Below are 15,549 nucleotides of genomic sequence, written 5' to 3'. Positions count from 1 at the left end.
AATGGATGATTTATTTTCCGTTCAGGATTACCCGCTACTGACGGCGGGTGTTGACGAGGTTGGGCGCGGCCCACTGTGTGGTGATGTGGTTACCGCAGCGGTGATTTTGGATCCTCACAAGCCCATTTTGGGCTTAAATGATTCTAAAACCTTAACGGCAAAACGGCGTGAAGCGCTGTTTATCGAAATACAGGAGAAAGCGTTGTGTTTCAGTATTGCTCGGGCCAGTGTAGAAGAAATTGATCAGTTAAATATTTTACACGCCAGTCTTTTGGCGATGCACCGGGCGGTTCAAGGCCTGAGCCCACAACCCGAGATGGTCTTGGTGGATGGCAATCGTTTGCCTAAGTGGCCTTATCGCTCAGAAGCGGTTGTTAAAGGCGATAGTCGAGTGCAGGCTATTGCTGCCGCTTCAATTCTGGCCAAAGTCACCAGGGATCGCGAAATGCAGGTCCTGGATGAGCAATACCCTGGCTATGGTTTGGCTGGCCACAAAGGCTATCCCACCAAAATACATCTTGCGGCGCTAAAACAATTGGGTGTTACAGCCATTCATCGGCGTAGCTACGGCCCCGTCAAAGCTTTATTGGAGGACGCAAATGACAAGTGAATTTGTTCACCTGCGGGTGCATTCCGAATATTCCTTAGTCGACGGTGTTGTCCGGGTTAAATCGTTGTGTAAGTCGGTGGCAGCAATGGGAATGCCAGCGGTAGCCTTAACGGATCTTTGCAATTTTTACGCGCTGATTAAATTCCAGAAGGCCGCGCAAAGCGCAGGCTTAAAACCTATTTTTGGAGCCGATTTCTTTTTAAAAGAGGACGAGGATTCCGATCAAGTATCGAGCCTGTGTTTGCTTGCGCAAAATGTAAAAGGCTATAAAAACCTTACCGAGCTGATTTCTCGTGCCTACCTTCAGGGCCAGCATCTAGGAAAGGCCTATATTTTTCGAAGCTGGGTAGAAGAGTTGAATGAGGGGCTCATCGTACTGTCGGGTGCCCGAGACGGCGATGTAGGTCAGCTTCTTGTTGGTGGCAAGCAGGATTTGGCCAGTGCGGCGCTGGCACGTTGGCAAGGGGTATTTGGTGATCGCTACTATTTAGAACTACAGCGCACCGGCCGCCAGTATGAAGAAGACTATATCCACGCGGCGGCGAGCCTTGCGGCGCAAAGTGACTGCCCCGTGGTTGCCACCAACGATGTACGGTTTTTAGAAAGTGATGAGTTTGAGGCCCATGAGGCACGGGTGTGTATCCGCGATGGTCGAGCCTTGGATGATCCTCGTCGCCCCCGCAGTTACAGTGATCAGCAATACCTGCGCAGCCCCGACGAAATGTTGGCGCTTTTTGCTGACATCCCAGAAGCCTTGCAAAACAGTGTCGAGATTGCCAAGCGCTGCAACTTGGAAATTGAGCTGGGTACCTACTATCTACCCGAGTACCCCATTCCTGAGGGAATGACCCAGGAGGTTTTCTTCCGCAAGCTTTGTCACGACGGTTTGACCGAGCGTTTAGAGTTTCTCTTTGATCCCAATGCCCCCACTTATCCCGAAACGGAAAAAGAGTATCGGGAGCGGCTGGATTTTGAGCTCAATATTATTCTGCAAATGGGGTTTCCCGGTTACTTCCTCATCGTAATGGACTTTATTCAGTGGGCCAAAGATAACGCGATTCCGGTGGGACCGGGGCGGGGGTCTGGTGCGGGGTCCTTAGTGGCGTATGCGCTAAAAATTACCGACCTTGACCCTATTGAATACGATCTGCTGTTTGAGCGCTTTCTGAATCCTGAGCGGGTTTCTATGCCCGATTTCGATGTCGATTTTTGCATGGAAGGTCGAGATCGGGTTATCAGCTATGTAGCCGATAATTATGGTCGTGATGCGGTGAGCCAGATTATTACTTTTGGCACCATGGCGGCCAAGGCGGTGGTGCGGGACGTTGCTAGGGTACAGGGCAAATCTTATGGCTTAGCCGATAAGCTTTCCAAATTGATTCCTTTTGAAGTGGGGATCACCCTTGAAAAAGCCTTTGAGCAAGAGGGTGAGCTGCGGGACTTTCTTGCGGCGGATGAACAGGCCCAAGAAATTTGGGATATGGCCCAGCAGCTGGAAGGTGTAGTACGTGGTGTTGGTAAGCATGCGGGGGGGGTTGTTATCGCGCCCTCCAAACTCACCGATTTTGCACCGCTGTACTGTGATGAATCGGGAGCGGGCCTGGTAACCCAGTTTGATAAAAACGATGTCGAAGACGCCGGGCTGGTTAAGTTTGACTTTTTGGGGCTGCGTACCCTCACTATTATCGACTGGGCGCTTAAAATAATTAATGCTCAACGAAGCAAGGTCAATGAACAGCCCTTAGATATTATGGCTATCCCATTGGAAGATGTGGCCAGCTTTGATTTGCTGAAGAAAGCAGAAACCACGGCGGTATTCCAGTTGGAATCCCGGGGTATGAAAGATCTTATCAAGCGGCTGCTACCTGACTGTTTTGAAGACATTATTGCATTGGTTGCTTTGTTTCGTCCCGGCCCGCTGCAGTCAGGGATGGTCGACGACTTTATTAATCGTAAGCACGGTCGCGCCGAGCTGGCCTACCCCCATCCTCAGTACCAGCACGACTGTCTAAAGCCGATTCTTGGGCCGACTTACGGCATTATTCTGTATCAAGAACAGGTTATGCAGATTGCTCAGGAGATGGGCGGTTACACGCTAGGCGGCGCCGATTTGCTGCGTCGGGCGATGGGTAAGAAAAAACCCGAAGAGATGGAAAAACAGCGGGTCCTTTTTATGGAAGGCGCGGTGAATAAGGGTTTTGACAAAAACCTCGCGTCTAACATCTTCGACTTGATGGAAAAGTTTGCCGGCTACGGTTTTAACAAATCTCATTCGGCAGCCTATGCACTGGTTTCCTATCAAACCGCATGGTTAAAAACCCACTATCCCGCGCCGTTTATGGCAGCAGTAATGAGCTCAGAACTCGATAACACCGATAAGATTGTGATCTTTATCGAAGAATGTCGGGACATGAAGCTGGAATACAAGCTTCCTTCGGTGAACGAGGGTGAGTATATGTTTACCGTCAACGATCGGGGACAAATCGTTTACGGTCTGGGGGCGATCAAAGGCCTGGGCGAAGGCCCTGTGGAGAATATTATTGCCGCCCGCAACGCCGGTGGTGATTTCAAGAATCTATTTGATTTTTGCGAGCGTACAGACCCTCGCAAGGTGAATAAGCGCGCTATCGAGGCCCTGATTCGTGCCGGCGCCTTTGACGATTTGGGTGAAGATCGAGCGGTGCTAATGGCCGCGATGGGCGAGGCCGTGCAAGGCGCTGAGCAGTCTGCCAAAAATGCAGAAAGTGGCATGGTTGATTTATTTGGCGACACCTTGGCAGTGGATAATCGCGATGTCTATCAGAGTTTTCGCAGTGTCCGGCGCTGGAACACCAAAGAGCGCTTACAAGGCGAGAAAGACACGCTGGGACTCTATGTTACCGGTCACCCCATTGATGATTACGAGGATGAGCTAAGACGATTTGTGCCGCGAAAAATCGTCGATTTAAATCCAGATAAGCAAGCACAGACCATCGCCGGTTTGGTGGTGAATATGCGTACCATGAAAAACAAACGCGGCGATACCATGGCCTTTGTCCAGCTTGATGATCGTACGGCACGCATAGAGGTGGCACTATTTAGCGATAGTTATGAATCAAACCGTGACAAGCTACTCAAGGACACCGTGTTAGTTGTTGAAGGTATTTGCAGTTTCGACGAGTATAGCGGTGGCAAAAAAATGCGGGTTAAATCGGTGCGCAGCTTGGCTGAAGCGCGAGAGCAAAATGCCAAGGAACTGGTACTGAGCCTTTCTTCTGACAGATTGCTGGCAAGCAATGTTGAACAGCTTAAAGGGGCATTGACGGTAGCTAAAGGGGGTCGCTGCCCGGTGGTTGTGCAGTATCAACGGCCCGAAGGCTATGCCCGGTTACGCTTTGGTGAAGAGTGGAAAATTCTTCCCAAAGATGAATTATTACAACGATTAAGAGATGACTATGGCACTAATAACGTGGTCATCAATTACGAATAACGTATAATCACCACCTCACACTGCCAGGTATTGCAGGGATTTGTAGTACTTAGGCCACAGACGGTGCAAACAGCGAAACAAGAGAAGAAATGAATCCTAATTATCTCGATTTCGAACAACCCATCGCCGAGCTTGAAGCCAAGATCGAAGAACTGCAGCTGGTGGGCAATGATAACGACATTAATATTACGGAAGAGATTGCCAAGCTTCGGGAAAAAAGCAGCAAGCTGACCGAAAAAATCTTTTCTAATCTGACGGCCTGGGATGTGGTTAAAATTGCCCGTCACCCCATGCGCCCTTATTGCCTTGATTATATTCGTCGGATTTTCACGGATTTTGACGAGCTGCATGGCGATCGCCACTTTGGCGACGATAGCGCCATTGTTGCAGGTATTGGCCGCTTAGACGGTATGCCAGTGATGGTTATCGGCCAAGAAAAAGGTCGTGGCGTACAAGAAAAAGTGAAGCGCAACTTTGGTATGCCTAAGCCCGAAGGCTATCGTAAAGCACTGCGTCTGATGGAAATGGCCGAACGCTTTAATATGCCGATTGTGACACTGATCGACACGCCGGGAGCGTATCCGGGCATCGACAGTGAAGAGCGGGGCATTAGTGAAGCTATTGCCCAAAACCTGGCGGTCATGTCCCGATTAAAAACGCCTATTATCTGCGTGGTCATCGGTGAGGGCAGTTCGGGCGGTGCCTTAGGTATTGGTGTGGGTGATCATATTGCCATGCTCCAGTACTCAACCTACTTTGTGATTTCTCCAGAAGGCTGTGCCAATATTATTTGGAAAAGCTCTGAGTTTGCCCCGGATGCCGCAGAGGCCATGGGCTTAACCTCAACGATTTTGGAAGAGCTGGGTATTGTTGATGCCACTATTGCTGAGCCAGAGGGCGGAGCCCATCGAGATATCGATAAAATGGCCGAGCGGGTAAAAGCGCATTTGCTCAGTGAATTGGCGCGCTTGCAAAGCTTGCCAGAAAACGATCTTTTGGCGACTCGCTACGATCGCTTGATGTCTTACGGTAAAAGTTGATTAAGCGCGACAGCGCACTCTGGAACCGGTAATGGACCAGTTGCAATCAGAGCTTGACCGACAGCTGCGGCCCTTTATGGGCCGTTCGCGTTTCTGGGTGGCCTTCAGTGGTGGGGTGGATTCGACGGTTTTGCTTCATGCCACAGCCGCATGTCTTGCCCTGTGGCCCCAAACTCAGCGCCCGGAGTTACGGGCAGTGCATATTAATCATGGCTTGCAGTCTCAAGCAGATAGTTGGCAGCAAGCTTGTGTGGATTTTTGTCAGACGCTTAATATTCCCTGCGACACGGTATCGGTATCCATCAGCGGTAGCCGGCAAGGTCTTGAAAAGATGGCCAGAGAAGCCCGCTATCAGGCTTTTGAAGCCTTAGTCGAGAGCAATGAGCTGTTGTTGCTAGGCCACCATCAAGACGATCAAGTAGAGACTTTTTTTATTCGACTTCTTCGTGGCAGCGGTCCTATGGGCTTGTCGGGCATGCCGCCATTTCGAGATTTAGGTCGGGGGCAGTTGCTGCGGCCTTTGTTAACTCAGCGCCGTCAGCAACTCAAAGACTACGCACATCACGCGGGATTAGAGTGGCAGGAAGACCCGAGCAACGATGATGTTCGCTTCACTCGTAATTTTCTTCGCCATAAGCTGATGCCTGTGCTGGCCGAATATTGGCCGGATTACGCTGGGCGATTATCAAGAGTAATGGGTTTGCAGCGCGATGCGGCCCAGCTATTAAGTGAATACCTGAGCGAAGACCTGGCAGCTTTGTTGAACCGCGAAGGGGGGCTGGATTTGCGCGGTTTGGCGGGCTATTCGTCACAACGTCAGCGGGCGCTGTTGCGGCAATTTGCTTTGCAATTTGCCGGTGTCAATTTGCAAGTGGCGCAGCTGGAACAGCTCTGTCAGCAAATGCTGGCCTCAGAGCCTGATGCCCAGCCGGAGATGCAAATAGCCGGGCATCGGTTTTTACGGTTTCAGCAGTGCTTGTTTTGCTTGCCGATGACCGCTGGTGTTGTGGAGCCACAATTGCTGCCATGGTCCCTGAATGACAAGCTTAGCTTGCCAGCTGGGGGAAGTTTGCTGCTTAGGCGTGAAGGGCATTTTCGTCCCCAGGGTCAGCTTGAAGTAAGTTTCCGGCAAGGTGGTGAACGTTGTCAGCTTCCGGGTCGTAATGGGCGCCACAAGCTTAAAAAATTACTGCAAGATTGGGGGGTCCCCCCGTGGCTGCGAGAAAATGTGCCGCTTATCTACTGTGATGGCGAGCTGGCGGCAGTGGCTGATTTGGCCGTTTGTCAGCCGTTTTATGTGGCAGACCCGAAGCAGGGTTTGACCGTCGTTTGGCATCGTCATTAATACAATTGTGGGACTAACACTGCTCCAATTTTTGTTTTAAATGCCTGTAGAGTCCGTTGATGGCGGCTTCTGGGAGCCTTGCGGCGGGTCAGCTGCTATAATGCAGCCCGAGATTGGAGTAATAGTTGAGTAATTTACTAAGGTTTGTCACAATGTAAGCTCATGTTTGGGCCGCGACACTCGGCCCTGTCTGGTGACAATCGCCGCGCTAGTGATGGTCGACATATTGCTAGCAGATTGAAATTCATAGATTTTTGAGTCCATAACCATGTCACAAAGTGAACAGGCGCAAATTGATACGCTGCTGAAAAACGACTATGAAGCCGGTTTTTATACCGATATTGAGTCGGATACTCTGCCGCCTGGGCTGAATGAAGATGTTATTCGCTTCATTTCTGCCAAAAAAGGTGAGCCCGAATGGATGCTGGAATGGCGCTTAGATGCCTATCGGGGTTGGCAGAACATGCAAGAACCTGGCTGGGCCCATGTTAAGTATCCGCCGATAGATTTGCAGGCGCTGTCGTACTTTTCAGCACCTAAAAGTATGGCTGACAAGCCCAAGAGCTTGGATGAGGTTGACCCAGAGCTGTTACGCACCTACGAGAAACTGGGTATTCCCCTGCATGAGCAGGAAATGCTGGCGGGGGTAGCGGTTGATGCGGTATTTGACTCGGTATCGGTGGGCACGACGTATCGTGCAAAACTGAAAGAGGCTGGGGTCATCTTTTGCTCCATTTCTGAAGCTGTCCACGACTATCCCGAATTGATAAAAAAGTATTTGGGAAGCGTTGTGCCCCGCAAAGATAACTACTTTGCGGCCCTGAACAGCGCCGTGTTTAGCGATGGTTCCTTCGTGTATATCCCTAAGGGTGTGCGTTGTCCCATGGAGCTGTCGACGTATTTCCGTATTAACGAAGCCAAAACCGGTCAGTTTGAGCGCACGCTGATTGTTGCCGATGAGGGCAGCTATGTGAGCTATCTGGAAGGTTGTACGGCACCGATGCGGGATGAAAACCAGCTCCATGCTGCGGTGGTGGAATTGGTTGCCCTTGGTGATGCTCAAATTAAGTACGCCACGGTGCAAAACTGGTACCCCGGCGACAAAGAAGGCAAGGGCGGCATTTACAACTTTGTTACCAAGCGTGGTGTTTGCCACGACAATGCCAAAATCTCCTGGACCCAGGTTGAAACAGGCTCTGCGGTAACGTGGAAATACCCCAGTGTTGTGCTGCGGGGCGATAACAGTGTCGGCGAGTTTTACTCGGTGGCGCTGACCAATAATTTCCAGCAAGCCGATACCGGTACCAAAATGATTCACATGGGCAAAAACACGCGCTCGACTATTATCTCCAAGGGGATATCGGCGGGTCGCAGTGAAAATGCCTACCGGGGACTGGTGCGTATGAGCCAGCGTGCCGAGGGGGCGCGCAACTATACCCAGTGCGATTCACTGCTGATTGGTGACCGCTGTGGGGCACACACTTTCCCGTATATAGAAAGTCGCAACCCCAGTGCGGTAATTGAGCATGAGGCGACCACCTCAAAGGTCAGTGATGACCAGCTCTATCTTTGCCGTCAGCGTGGCCTCGACCCAGAAAAAGCGGTGTCGCTTATCGTCAACGGGTTCTGCAAAGAAGTCTTTAAAGAGCTTCCCATGGAGTTTGCGGTAGAAGCCGGCAAATTGCTTGAAGTCAGTTTAGAAGGGGCGGTGGGCTAAACGCCACACGCTACCTCATTTCGGAGAGAAGTTTCATGTTGTCTATTAAAGATCTGCGTGCAAACGTGGGCGAGAAAGAAATTCTGAAGGGCCTCAGTCTGGATGTTAAGCCAGGGGAAATTCACGCCATTATGGGACCGAATGGTTCTGGTAAGAGTACTTTGGGTCATGTGCTAGCTGGCCGGGAAAACTACCAGGCTACCAGCGGTAGCGTCACTTTTGACGGCAAAGATTTGCTGGAAATGGACACTGAAATTCGGGCCCGTGAAGGCTTGTTTCTCGCCTTTCAGTATCCGCTGGAAATTCCTGGCGTGAGCAATATGGAGTTTTTGAAAACGGCGGTGGACTCGGTGCGTGAGCATCGTGGACAAGAGGCAATGGACGCAATCCAGTTTATGAAGTTGGCTCGAGAAAAATGCAAAGCCGTTAACCTGGACGACCAGTTTCTTAAGCGCGGTGTTAACGAAGGCTTTTCTGGTGGCGAGAAGAAGCGCAACGAGTTAATGCAAATGATGTTGCTTGAGCCCAAGCTCTGCATTCTTGATGAGACTGACTCTGGCTTGGATATCGACGCCCTGCAAGTTGTAGCCGATGGTGTTAATGCTATGCGTGCTGCAGATCGCTCTTTCATTATGGTAACGCATTACCAGCGGCTGCTCAGTTATATCAAGCCCGATTTTGTTCATGTTTTATCGGGTGGCCGCATTATTAAATCTGGTGATAGTTCTCTGGCGCTGGAGCTGGAAGAAAAAGGCTACGGCTGGATTACCAAAGAGGTGGCCTAATGGCAGCGTTTACTCAACAAGCCGCTGAATTACAATCCACCGCTTTGCCGTGGTTGTCTGAGTTTAATCAGCGCGGCCGCGAGCGTTGGAAAGTGACAAACTTCCCGACCCGCAAGACCGAAAGTTGGAAATACACCAGCCTGCAATCCTTGGCAGACGGTAGTTATTTGCGGTGGCCCCAAAGCCAAGGGGCAGAGCTGTCTGAACAAGTGGATGCCATTAAAGGGCTTGAAGCCTGCGGTATCGTGTTTGTAAACGGCGTTTTCTCTTCGTCTTTATCCTGTGAGAAATTGCCTGATGGCGTGGAATGCGTGCGATTTTCGGAAGCCAACGACGCTCAGCAGCAAGCAATTCAGACGCATTTAGGCAATATTGCAGACAGTGAAAAGCACTTATTTGCGGCGCTGAATGACAGCTGGCTGAATGAAGGAGTTTACCTGCGGGTCGCTAAAAACACGCAAGTTAAAACGCCTATTTATGTTCACCATATTACCGCGACAGAGGCGGAAAATTTTGTGGTTAATCAACGGCTGCTGGTGCACGTAGAAACCGGTGCCGAGGCGACGGTGGTTGAGCATTTTAGCAGCACTGATGAGGCCCAAAACTGCTTTAGCAATGCGGTGACAGAATTGCAGCTAGATGCCAATTCAAAGCTCACCCATTATCACCTGCATCTTGAAGAAGAGAACACGCTTCATATTGGTGGTGTGCATGTTAATTTAGAGCGCGATGCCGTATTAAACAGCTTTATGGCCAGTTTGGGTGCCATCTTGCAGCGTACCGATGTGGTGGTAAACCACCGCGGCGAAGGCGCGCATTGTGGCCTGAACGGTATTTATTTGCCCAGCCACAAACACGTGGTGGATTACCACACCTGCATTGAGCATATTGCACCACATTGCACAACGAGTGAGGTGTTTCGCGGCATTATTAGTGATCATGGCAAGGCGGTTTTTAATGGTCGTATCCATATTCATCCGGATGCCCAAAAAACCCAGGCTGATTTAAGCAACAAAAACTTGCTGACTAGCCTTAATGCCGAAGTTGATACCAAGCCCGAGTTAGAGATTTATGCTGACGATGTTAAGTGCAGCCACGGTGCTACGGTGGCTCAGTTAGAAGAGAAGGCACTCTATTATTTGCAGAGCAGGGGTATGGACAAAGCTCAAGCAGAAATGATGTTGAGCTTTGGTTTTATCAATGAGCTATTAGAGCAATTACCCCATGTGCCTGTGCGGGATTACTTGACCCCATTGGTGTCTGAGTTGTTTGTGCGTAAATTTTCTCGTCAGCGGAGTGCGGCATGACCTTGTCAGCGGCGACGAACGCGCAAACTTTTGATGTCGAAGCGTTGCGGGCTGCGTTTCCCGCATTGGCGCAAAAGGTCAATGGCCAGCCGTTGGTGTATTTGGATAACGCGGCTACAACCCATAAGCCCCAGTCGGTAATCGATGCGGTATCCCACTTTTACCAGCGGGATAATTCAAATGTGCATCGCGGCGCCCATGCTTTAAGTGATAGAGCGACAGTGGCTTTTGAAGAGGCCCGGAAAAAAGTGGTGGGGCTGATAAATGCTGCTTCTACTACCGAAATCATCTGGACTCGAGGCACTACCGAAGCTATTAACTTGGTTGCCAATAGTTATGGCAAAAGCGTGCTTAAAGCCGGTGATCGGGTGTTGGTGTCGGCAATGGAGCACCATTCTAATATTGTACCTTGGCAGTTGGTTGCGCAAAGCTGCGGTGCTGAGGTTGTGCCGATTCCGGTTTCCAGTGACGGTGAGCTGGATATGTCTGCTTACCAACAATTGCTGGACGAGCGAGTAAAAATTGTAGCAGTCGGTCATGTTTCTAATGCGCTGGGTACAGTCAATCCCATCGCAGAGATAATTGCTTTAGCCCATCAGGCGGGTGCCAAAATATTGATTGATGGCGCCCAGGGTGTACCGCATTTTGCTGTGGACGTGCAGGCATTGGATTGCGATTTTTATGCATTTTCCGGCCACAAAATGTATGGCCCCACCGGAACGGGTGCGCTCTACGGTAAAGCGTCTCTGCTGGAGACAATGCCGCCATATCATGGTGGCGGTGAAATGATTAAAACCGTCAGCTTTGATGGCACCACGTTTAATGAGCTGCCCTTTAAGTTTGAAGCAGGTACCCCCAACATCGGCGGTGTGATCGGCTTGGGTGCGGCAGTGGATTTTTTACAATCGATAGATCGTTCGGCATTAGCTGCCCACGAGGCCGCGTTAATGCATTACGCCCACGACAAAGCTGCAAATTTTGAAGGGATGCAACGAGTAGGCCGTGCGCAAAACATTGCTGGGGCATTTTCCTTTTTATTGGAGGGTGCTCATCCGGCAGATATCGGTATGTTGCTGGACCAGCAGGGTATTGCTGTTCGTACCGGCGACCACTGTGCTCAACCGATTATGAAGCAGTTTGGCATTCCCGGTACGGCGCGGGCGTCGTTTGCCTTGTACAACAATGTTGACGATGTTGATCGCTTGTTCGCCGGTTTGGAAAAGGCCAAAACCTTTTTGTTGTAATGCCCTCTAAGCTAAGAGGATAAAGCATTTTTGGAAAGTTCGGGTTCTCACATTCACACAATGTAACCCGAGGTTTTGTTGAAAATTGGAGTACGCAAATGAGTGTTGAAACGTTTACACCCGAGCAGGCACTGACTGTTACTGCGGCTGCCCAAGAGCATTTCCGTAAACAACTAAGCAAAGCAGAAGACGCGTCTATACGCTTGTCAGTAAAAGAGAGTGGTTGTACGGGCTACAAATACGTTATCGATATTGTTGAGCAGGGTGAGGCCAGTGATGTCGTCTTAACCTTGGATAACGGAGTTAAGTTGTTGGTGGCCGCCAATGCACTGACAATGATGCGCGGCACTCAAATTGACTACACCAGTGAAGGTCTTAACCGCACACTCAAATTTATCAATCCGAATGTGTCGGATGAATGCGGCTGCGGCGAAAGCTTCAGCGTGAACTGAGTCAGGGCGAGCAGAAATGGAAAAAAAAATGGTGGTTACGGTCAGCGATTGTCCTGGCCGTATTGTTCCGGTAGGCACGCCGATCACAATTCCGAAAGATAATTTTGTCACCATCACTCAGGCATTGGGCGGCAATTACACCGTGACCTTTAACGGTAATATGGTCCGGGTAGATGGAACCGATGCGGCGGCGCTGGGTTTTGAGCCGCAGTTATTAGAATTTGATGATCCCGGCGGCGATGACATTTTGGAATCGCAAGTGTGGGATGCGCTGAGGACAGTATTTGATCCTGAGATTCCGGTGGATTTGGTGAATTTGGGGCTGATTTATAAGGTTGAAATTCATCAAGACAACAAACGGGTCGACATTGAGATGACCCTGACGGCACCGGCTTGCGGCATGGGACCGGTATTGGTAGGAGATGTGGAATACCGCGTTGCCCAAGTGCCCAATGTTGATCGAGTTGATGTCGAGCTTGTGTTTGATCCGGCCTGGAGCCGAGAAATGATGTCGGAAGAAGCCCAGCTTGAAACCGGCATGTTTTATTAACCGCACTTTTTTAAACTGCTTAGACCGAGATTTATGAATACCTCTGTGAGTGAAAACCCCTTTGGCCGCAGTATTGGCCCCACTGATATCGTCGATACGCTAAGCTTTTTTGATAGCTGGGAAGATCGCTACAAGTACATTATCGACTTGGGTAAAGAGCTGCCTGCTATGTCTGATGAGCTTAAAACCGAAGATCGCTTAATTCGGGGTTGCCAAAGCCAAGTGTGGTTGGAACACGCGCAGGCGGGGGAGCATTTTCAGTTTCAGGCAGACAGTGATGCTTTTATCGTTAAAGGTTTGCTGGGAGTGATTCTCAGTGCCTACAACAATAAAAACGCAGCCGATATTTTGGCCTTTGATATTGAACAATATTTTGAACAGCTAGACTTGATGCGCCACCTGAGTCCAACTCGGGGCAATGGTCTGCGAGCGATGGTTCAGCGTATTCGCGATATCGCCTCGGAGTAAACAGATGTCTTTAGACAGTATTCGCATCGTTCTGGTTAATACCTCTCATCCCGGTAATATTGGCGCTGTTGCGCGCGCCATGAAAAACATGGGGATCAGTGATTTGGCCTTGGTTGAACCGCGTAAATTTCCCCACGACGAAGCCACATGGCGAGCGGCTAGCGCCAACGATATTTTGGAAGCTGCCCAGATTTTTGCCACCCTGGAAGAAGCCATTGCCGATTGCGGCTTGGTGGTGGGGACCAGCGCCCGTGGTCGTACTATTCCATGGCCATTGCTTGATCCTCGCCACTGCGCTGAGCAAGCCTATGCTGAAACCCGTCGCCACAAGGTGGCGTTGGTCTTTGGTCGCGAAGACCGGGGTTTAACCAACGAGGAACTGCAGCAGTGTAATCTTCACGTGAATATTCCCGCCAATGAAGAATACAGCTCGCTAAATTTAGGCATGGCCGTACAGGTGCTTTGCTATGAATTGCGGATGGCTCATTTAAGCGGTGACTTAAGTGCAGACCCGCTGGCAGAGTGGGATCTTCCTCCGGCAACACCGGAGGCCTTGGCGCGTTATTTTGATCACCTTGAAGAAACTTTGTTAGAAATGGGTTTTTTGAACCCCAAGGCTCCCAAACAATTAATGACCCGTTTACGGCGCCTTTACACTCGGGCGCGTCCAGATGAGATGGAAGTGAATATTTTACGGGGCATTTTAACGTCTACCCAATATCAGATCCGCGAACAAGCAGCAAAAACAGCAGCAACGAAAGAACCCGAGGCTTGAATAGGCTTATGACAGGGTTGCACACCGTCATACGATCGACTGGCCGTCTGCTAGCGGCAACGAGGTACTTACTACTATGCGATTAACCACCAAAGGCCGTTATGCCGTAACCGCCATGCTGGATCTGGTGCTGCACAGTGACCAAGGCCCGGTAAGCTTGTCGGCTATTTCTGATCGCCAACATATCTCGCTGTCTTATCTTGAACAGTTGTTTGCCAAATTGCGGCGACGGGGCCTGGTAAAAAGTATTCGCGGCCCCGGTGGCGGTTATTGCTTGGTTATGTCCACTCAAGATACCTATGTTGCCGATATTATCGACGCGGTGGACGAGAATGTGGACGCCACCAATTGCTCTGGCGAAGCAAATTGCCAAGAGGGCGAGGTGTGCTTGACCCATCATTTGTGGACTGATCTCAGTGATCAAATCCACAGTTTTTTAAGTGGGATCAGCTTGGCTAGTCTTGTTGAGCGCCGTGAAATTCAACAAATCGCCTCCCGGCAGAATCTCCGTGAACGCAATCAGATTGTTATGACCATGGTGGAATAAATGCAGTCACCCATCTATTTAGATTACGCGGCCACTACGCCGGTTGATCCTCGCGTGGCCGAGAAAATGGTGGCGTGTTTGACCCAAGAGGGTAATTTTGCAAACCCTGCGTCTCGCTCCCACTTACCCGGCTGGAAGGCCGAGGCGGCTGTTGAGAGCGCCCGTCGGCAAGTGGCCGACCTGATTGGGGCGGATGCTCGCGAGATCGTTTGGACCTCGGGTGCCACTGAAGCGGATAACCTCGCGATTAAAGGGGTGGCAGAAGCCTACTCCGAGCGTGGTCGGCATATTATTACCTCGCAAATAGAGCACAAAGCCGTACTGGATAGCTGTGCTTACTTAGAGTCTAAAGGCTTTGAAGTGACATATCTTGCGCCTGATAGCATCGGTGTGATCCATGCTGAGCGCGTCGCTGAGGCTTTGCGGGATGACACCATTTTGGTCAGCTTGATGCACGTCAATAATGAGTTGGGCAGCGTCATCGATCTGGCGGCTATTGCTGAGCTGCTGCAGTCACATCAGGCTTTCTTCCATGTTGATGCGGCCCAAAGCTTAGGGAAATTACCCTTGGATATGGCCGTTCTTGGCATCGACTTAATGTCCTTGTCTGCCCACAAGTGCTATGGCCCAAAAGGGGTTGGTGCCTTGTATGTGCGGCGGCGAAGCCGCTGTCAGCTGGCGGCGCAGATTCATGGCGGCGGTCACGAGCGGGGGATGCGTTCTGGCACCCTGGCAACCCATCAAATTGTCGGTTTTGGTGAGGCCTGCGCCTTAGCTCAGGATTCATTAAGGGATGAGCTTGAGCGGTTAACGGTGTTGCGGGATGGGTTTCTGACGTCGGTTTTGGCCCTAGATGGGGTTTACCTCAATGGTGCAGACAAGGGCTGGCCGGGAATTGTCAATCTGAGTTTTGATGGCGTCGATGGCGAAACATTGCTGATGGCGATTAAAGATTTGGCGGTGTCTACCGGCTCGGCCTGTGCCTCGGCAAGCCTTGAGCCTTCTTATGTGTTGCGTGCTATTGGCCGGAGTGAGTCTTTGGCCTTGAGCTCCTTACGCTTTAGTTTTGGCCGCTATACCCGCGCGGAAGATTTGAGCAGCGCCGCCGAGCAGGTCTGCGCGGCGGTGCAACGCTTGCGTGCGGCCCGGCGAGAGGCGGGTTGAGGCCAGAAATAAGGGCGCTGTAACGTATTCATTTGCCGCTGATGCGCTTATAATCAGCGGCTTTTGCAATTTGGGT

General features: G+C 50.7%; 14 protein-coding genes. All 14 read left to right on the top strand.

All coding sequences use genetic code 11. The features are described 5' to 3' along the window. Position 1 precedes the first annotated feature (1 nt). The 14 genes from rnhB (at position 2) to IMCC21906_RS12870 (ending at position 15,473) form a co-directional block, all read left to right on the top strand. Positions 2-610: a ribonuclease HII gene (gene rnhB / locus IMCC21906_RS12935; RefSeq protein ID WP_369795784.1), complete on the top strand. Its 609-nt coding sequence runs from the start codon at positions 2-4 to the stop codon at positions 608-610. After that, positions 600-4,079, top strand: a complete 3,480-nt coding sequence (dnaE, locus tag IMCC21906_RS12930) for a DNA polymerase III subunit alpha (RefSeq protein WP_047012512.1) — start codon at positions 600-602, stop codon at positions 4,077-4,079. The genes rnhB and dnaE overlap by 11 nt, the downstream gene beginning before the upstream one ends. 89 nt (positions 4,080-4,168) lie before the next feature. Then, entirely contained in the window at positions 4,169-5,119 is a 951-nt protein-coding gene (gene accA, locus IMCC21906_RS12925; RefSeq protein WP_047012511.1) for an acetyl-CoA carboxylase carboxyl transferase subunit alpha, read from the top strand. Positions 5,120-5,150: 31 nt separating this feature from the next. Then, complete coding sequence (gene tilS, locus IMCC21906_RS12920; protein ID WP_047012510.1) at positions 5,151-6,464, top strand: tRNA lysidine(34) synthetase TilS; 1,314 nt, start codon at positions 5,151-5,153, stop codon at positions 6,462-6,464. 268 nt (positions 6,465-6,732) lie between these two features. After that, the gene (gene sufB, locus IMCC21906_RS12915) at positions 6,733-8,181 is read left to right on the top strand and encodes a Fe-S cluster assembly protein SufB (protein WP_047012509.1); all 1,449 of its coding nucleotides are present in this window, start codon (positions 6,733-6,735) and stop codon (positions 8,179-8,181) included. Between the two features lie 35 nt (positions 8,182-8,216). Then, positions 8,217-8,966 carry a Fe-S cluster assembly ATPase SufC gene (gene sufC, locus IMCC21906_RS12910; protein ID WP_197085899.1) on the top strand — a complete coding sequence of 250 codons (750 nt, stop codon included), beginning with the start codon at positions 8,217-8,219 and terminating at the stop codon, positions 8,964-8,966. After that, positions 8,966-10,273 carry a Fe-S cluster assembly protein SufD gene (gene sufD, locus IMCC21906_RS12905; RefSeq protein WP_047012507.1) on the top strand — a complete coding sequence of 436 codons (1,308 nt, stop codon included), beginning with the start codon at positions 8,966-8,968 and terminating at the stop codon, positions 10,271-10,273. The genes sufC and sufD overlap by 1 nt, the downstream gene beginning before the upstream one ends. Further along, on the top strand, positions 10,270-11,517 hold the full coding sequence (locus IMCC21906_RS12900; RefSeq protein ID WP_047012506.1) for an aminotransferase class V-fold PLP-dependent enzyme: 1,248 nt from the start codon (positions 10,270-10,272) through the stop codon (positions 11,515-11,517). Before sufD ends, IMCC21906_RS12900 begins: the two co-directional genes overlap by 4 nt. A gap of 98 nt (positions 11,518-11,615) precedes the next feature. Further along, positions 11,616-11,969, top strand: coding sequence for an iron-sulfur cluster assembly accessory protein (locus IMCC21906_RS12895; RefSeq protein WP_047012505.1), 354 nt, complete (start codon positions 11,616-11,618; stop codon positions 11,967-11,969). A 16-nt stretch (positions 11,970-11,985) separates the two neighbouring features. Next, positions 11,986-12,519, top strand: a complete 534-nt coding sequence (gene sufT, locus IMCC21906_RS12890; RefSeq protein ID WP_231580268.1) for a putative Fe-S cluster assembly protein SufT — start codon at positions 11,986-11,988, stop codon at positions 12,517-12,519. A 33-nt stretch (positions 12,520-12,552) separates the two neighbouring features. Further along, positions 12,553-12,987: a SufE family protein gene (locus IMCC21906_RS12885; protein WP_047012504.1), complete on the top strand. Its 435-nt coding sequence runs from the start codon at positions 12,553-12,555 to the stop codon at positions 12,985-12,987. 4 nt (positions 12,988-12,991) lie between these two features. Continuing rightward, positions 12,992-13,762 (top strand): tRNA (cytosine(32)/uridine(32)-2'-O)-methyltransferase TrmJ, encoded by a 771-nt coding sequence (trmJ, locus tag IMCC21906_RS12880; RefSeq protein WP_047012503.1) that lies wholly within the window; start codon positions 12,992-12,994, stop codon positions 13,760-13,762. Between the two features lie 76 nt (positions 13,763-13,838). Next, positions 13,839-14,309, top strand: a complete 471-nt coding sequence (gene iscR / locus IMCC21906_RS12875) for a Fe-S cluster assembly transcriptional regulator IscR (RefSeq protein ID WP_047012502.1) — start codon at positions 13,839-13,841, stop codon at positions 14,307-14,309. After that, positions 14,310-15,473: an IscS subfamily cysteine desulfurase gene (locus IMCC21906_RS12870; protein ID WP_047012501.1), complete on the top strand. Its 1,164-nt coding sequence runs from the start codon at positions 14,310-14,312 to the stop codon at positions 15,471-15,473. It begins immediately after the preceding gene. Positions 15,474-15,549 lie beyond the last annotated feature (76 nt).

Origin of the sequence: Spongiibacter sp. IMCC21906 (assembly GCF_001010805.1) — a bacterium.
Lineage (GTDB): Bacteria > Pseudomonadota > Gammaproteobacteria > Pseudomonadales > Spongiibacteraceae > Spongiibacter.
Note: the sequence above shows the minus strand (reverse complement) of the source record. Positions and strands in the feature narration are given on the sequence as shown.

Bases quoted from the DNA above. Each gene is read 5' to 3' on its own strand.
- rnhB (WP_369795784.1), top strand. From the start codon at position 2: ATGGATGATTTATTTTCCGTTCAGGATTACCCGCTACTGACGGCGGGT.
- dnaE (WP_047012512.1), top strand. From the start codon at position 600: ATGACAAGTGAATTTGTTCACCTGCGGGTGCATTCCGAATATTCCTTA.
- accA (WP_047012511.1), top strand. From the start codon at position 4,169: ATGAATCCTAATTATCTCGATTTCGAACAACCCATCGCCGAGCTTGAA.
- tilS (WP_047012510.1), top strand. From the start codon at position 5,151: ATGGACCAGTTGCAATCAGAGCTTGACCGACAGCTGCGGCCCTTTATG.
- sufB (WP_047012509.1), top strand. From the start codon at position 6,733: ATGTCACAAAGTGAACAGGCGCAAATTGATACGCTGCTGAAAAACGAC.
- sufC (WP_197085899.1), top strand. From the start codon at position 8,217: ATGTTGTCTATTAAAGATCTGCGTGCAAACGTGGGCGAGAAAGAAATT.
- sufD (WP_047012507.1), top strand. From the start codon at position 8,966: ATGGCAGCGTTTACTCAACAAGCCGCTGAATTACAATCCACCGCTTTG.
- IMCC21906_RS12900 (WP_047012506.1), top strand. From the start codon at position 10,270: ATGACCTTGTCAGCGGCGACGAACGCGCAAACTTTTGATGTCGAAGCG.
- IMCC21906_RS12895 (WP_047012505.1), top strand. From the start codon at position 11,616: ATGAGTGTTGAAACGTTTACACCCGAGCAGGCACTGACTGTTACTGCG.
- sufT (WP_231580268.1), top strand. From the start codon at position 11,986: ATGGAAAAAAAAATGGTGGTTACGGTCAGCGATTGTCCTGGCCGTATT.
- IMCC21906_RS12885 (WP_047012504.1), top strand. From the start codon at position 12,553: ATGAATACCTCTGTGAGTGAAAACCCCTTTGGCCGCAGTATTGGCCCC.
- trmJ (WP_047012503.1), top strand. From the start codon at position 12,992: ATGTCTTTAGACAGTATTCGCATCGTTCTGGTTAATACCTCTCATCCC.
- iscR (WP_047012502.1), top strand. From the start codon at position 13,839: ATGCGATTAACCACCAAAGGCCGTTATGCCGTAACCGCCATGCTGGAT.
- IMCC21906_RS12870 (WP_047012501.1), top strand. From the start codon at position 14,310: ATGCAGTCACCCATCTATTTAGATTACGCGGCCACTACGCCGGTTGAT.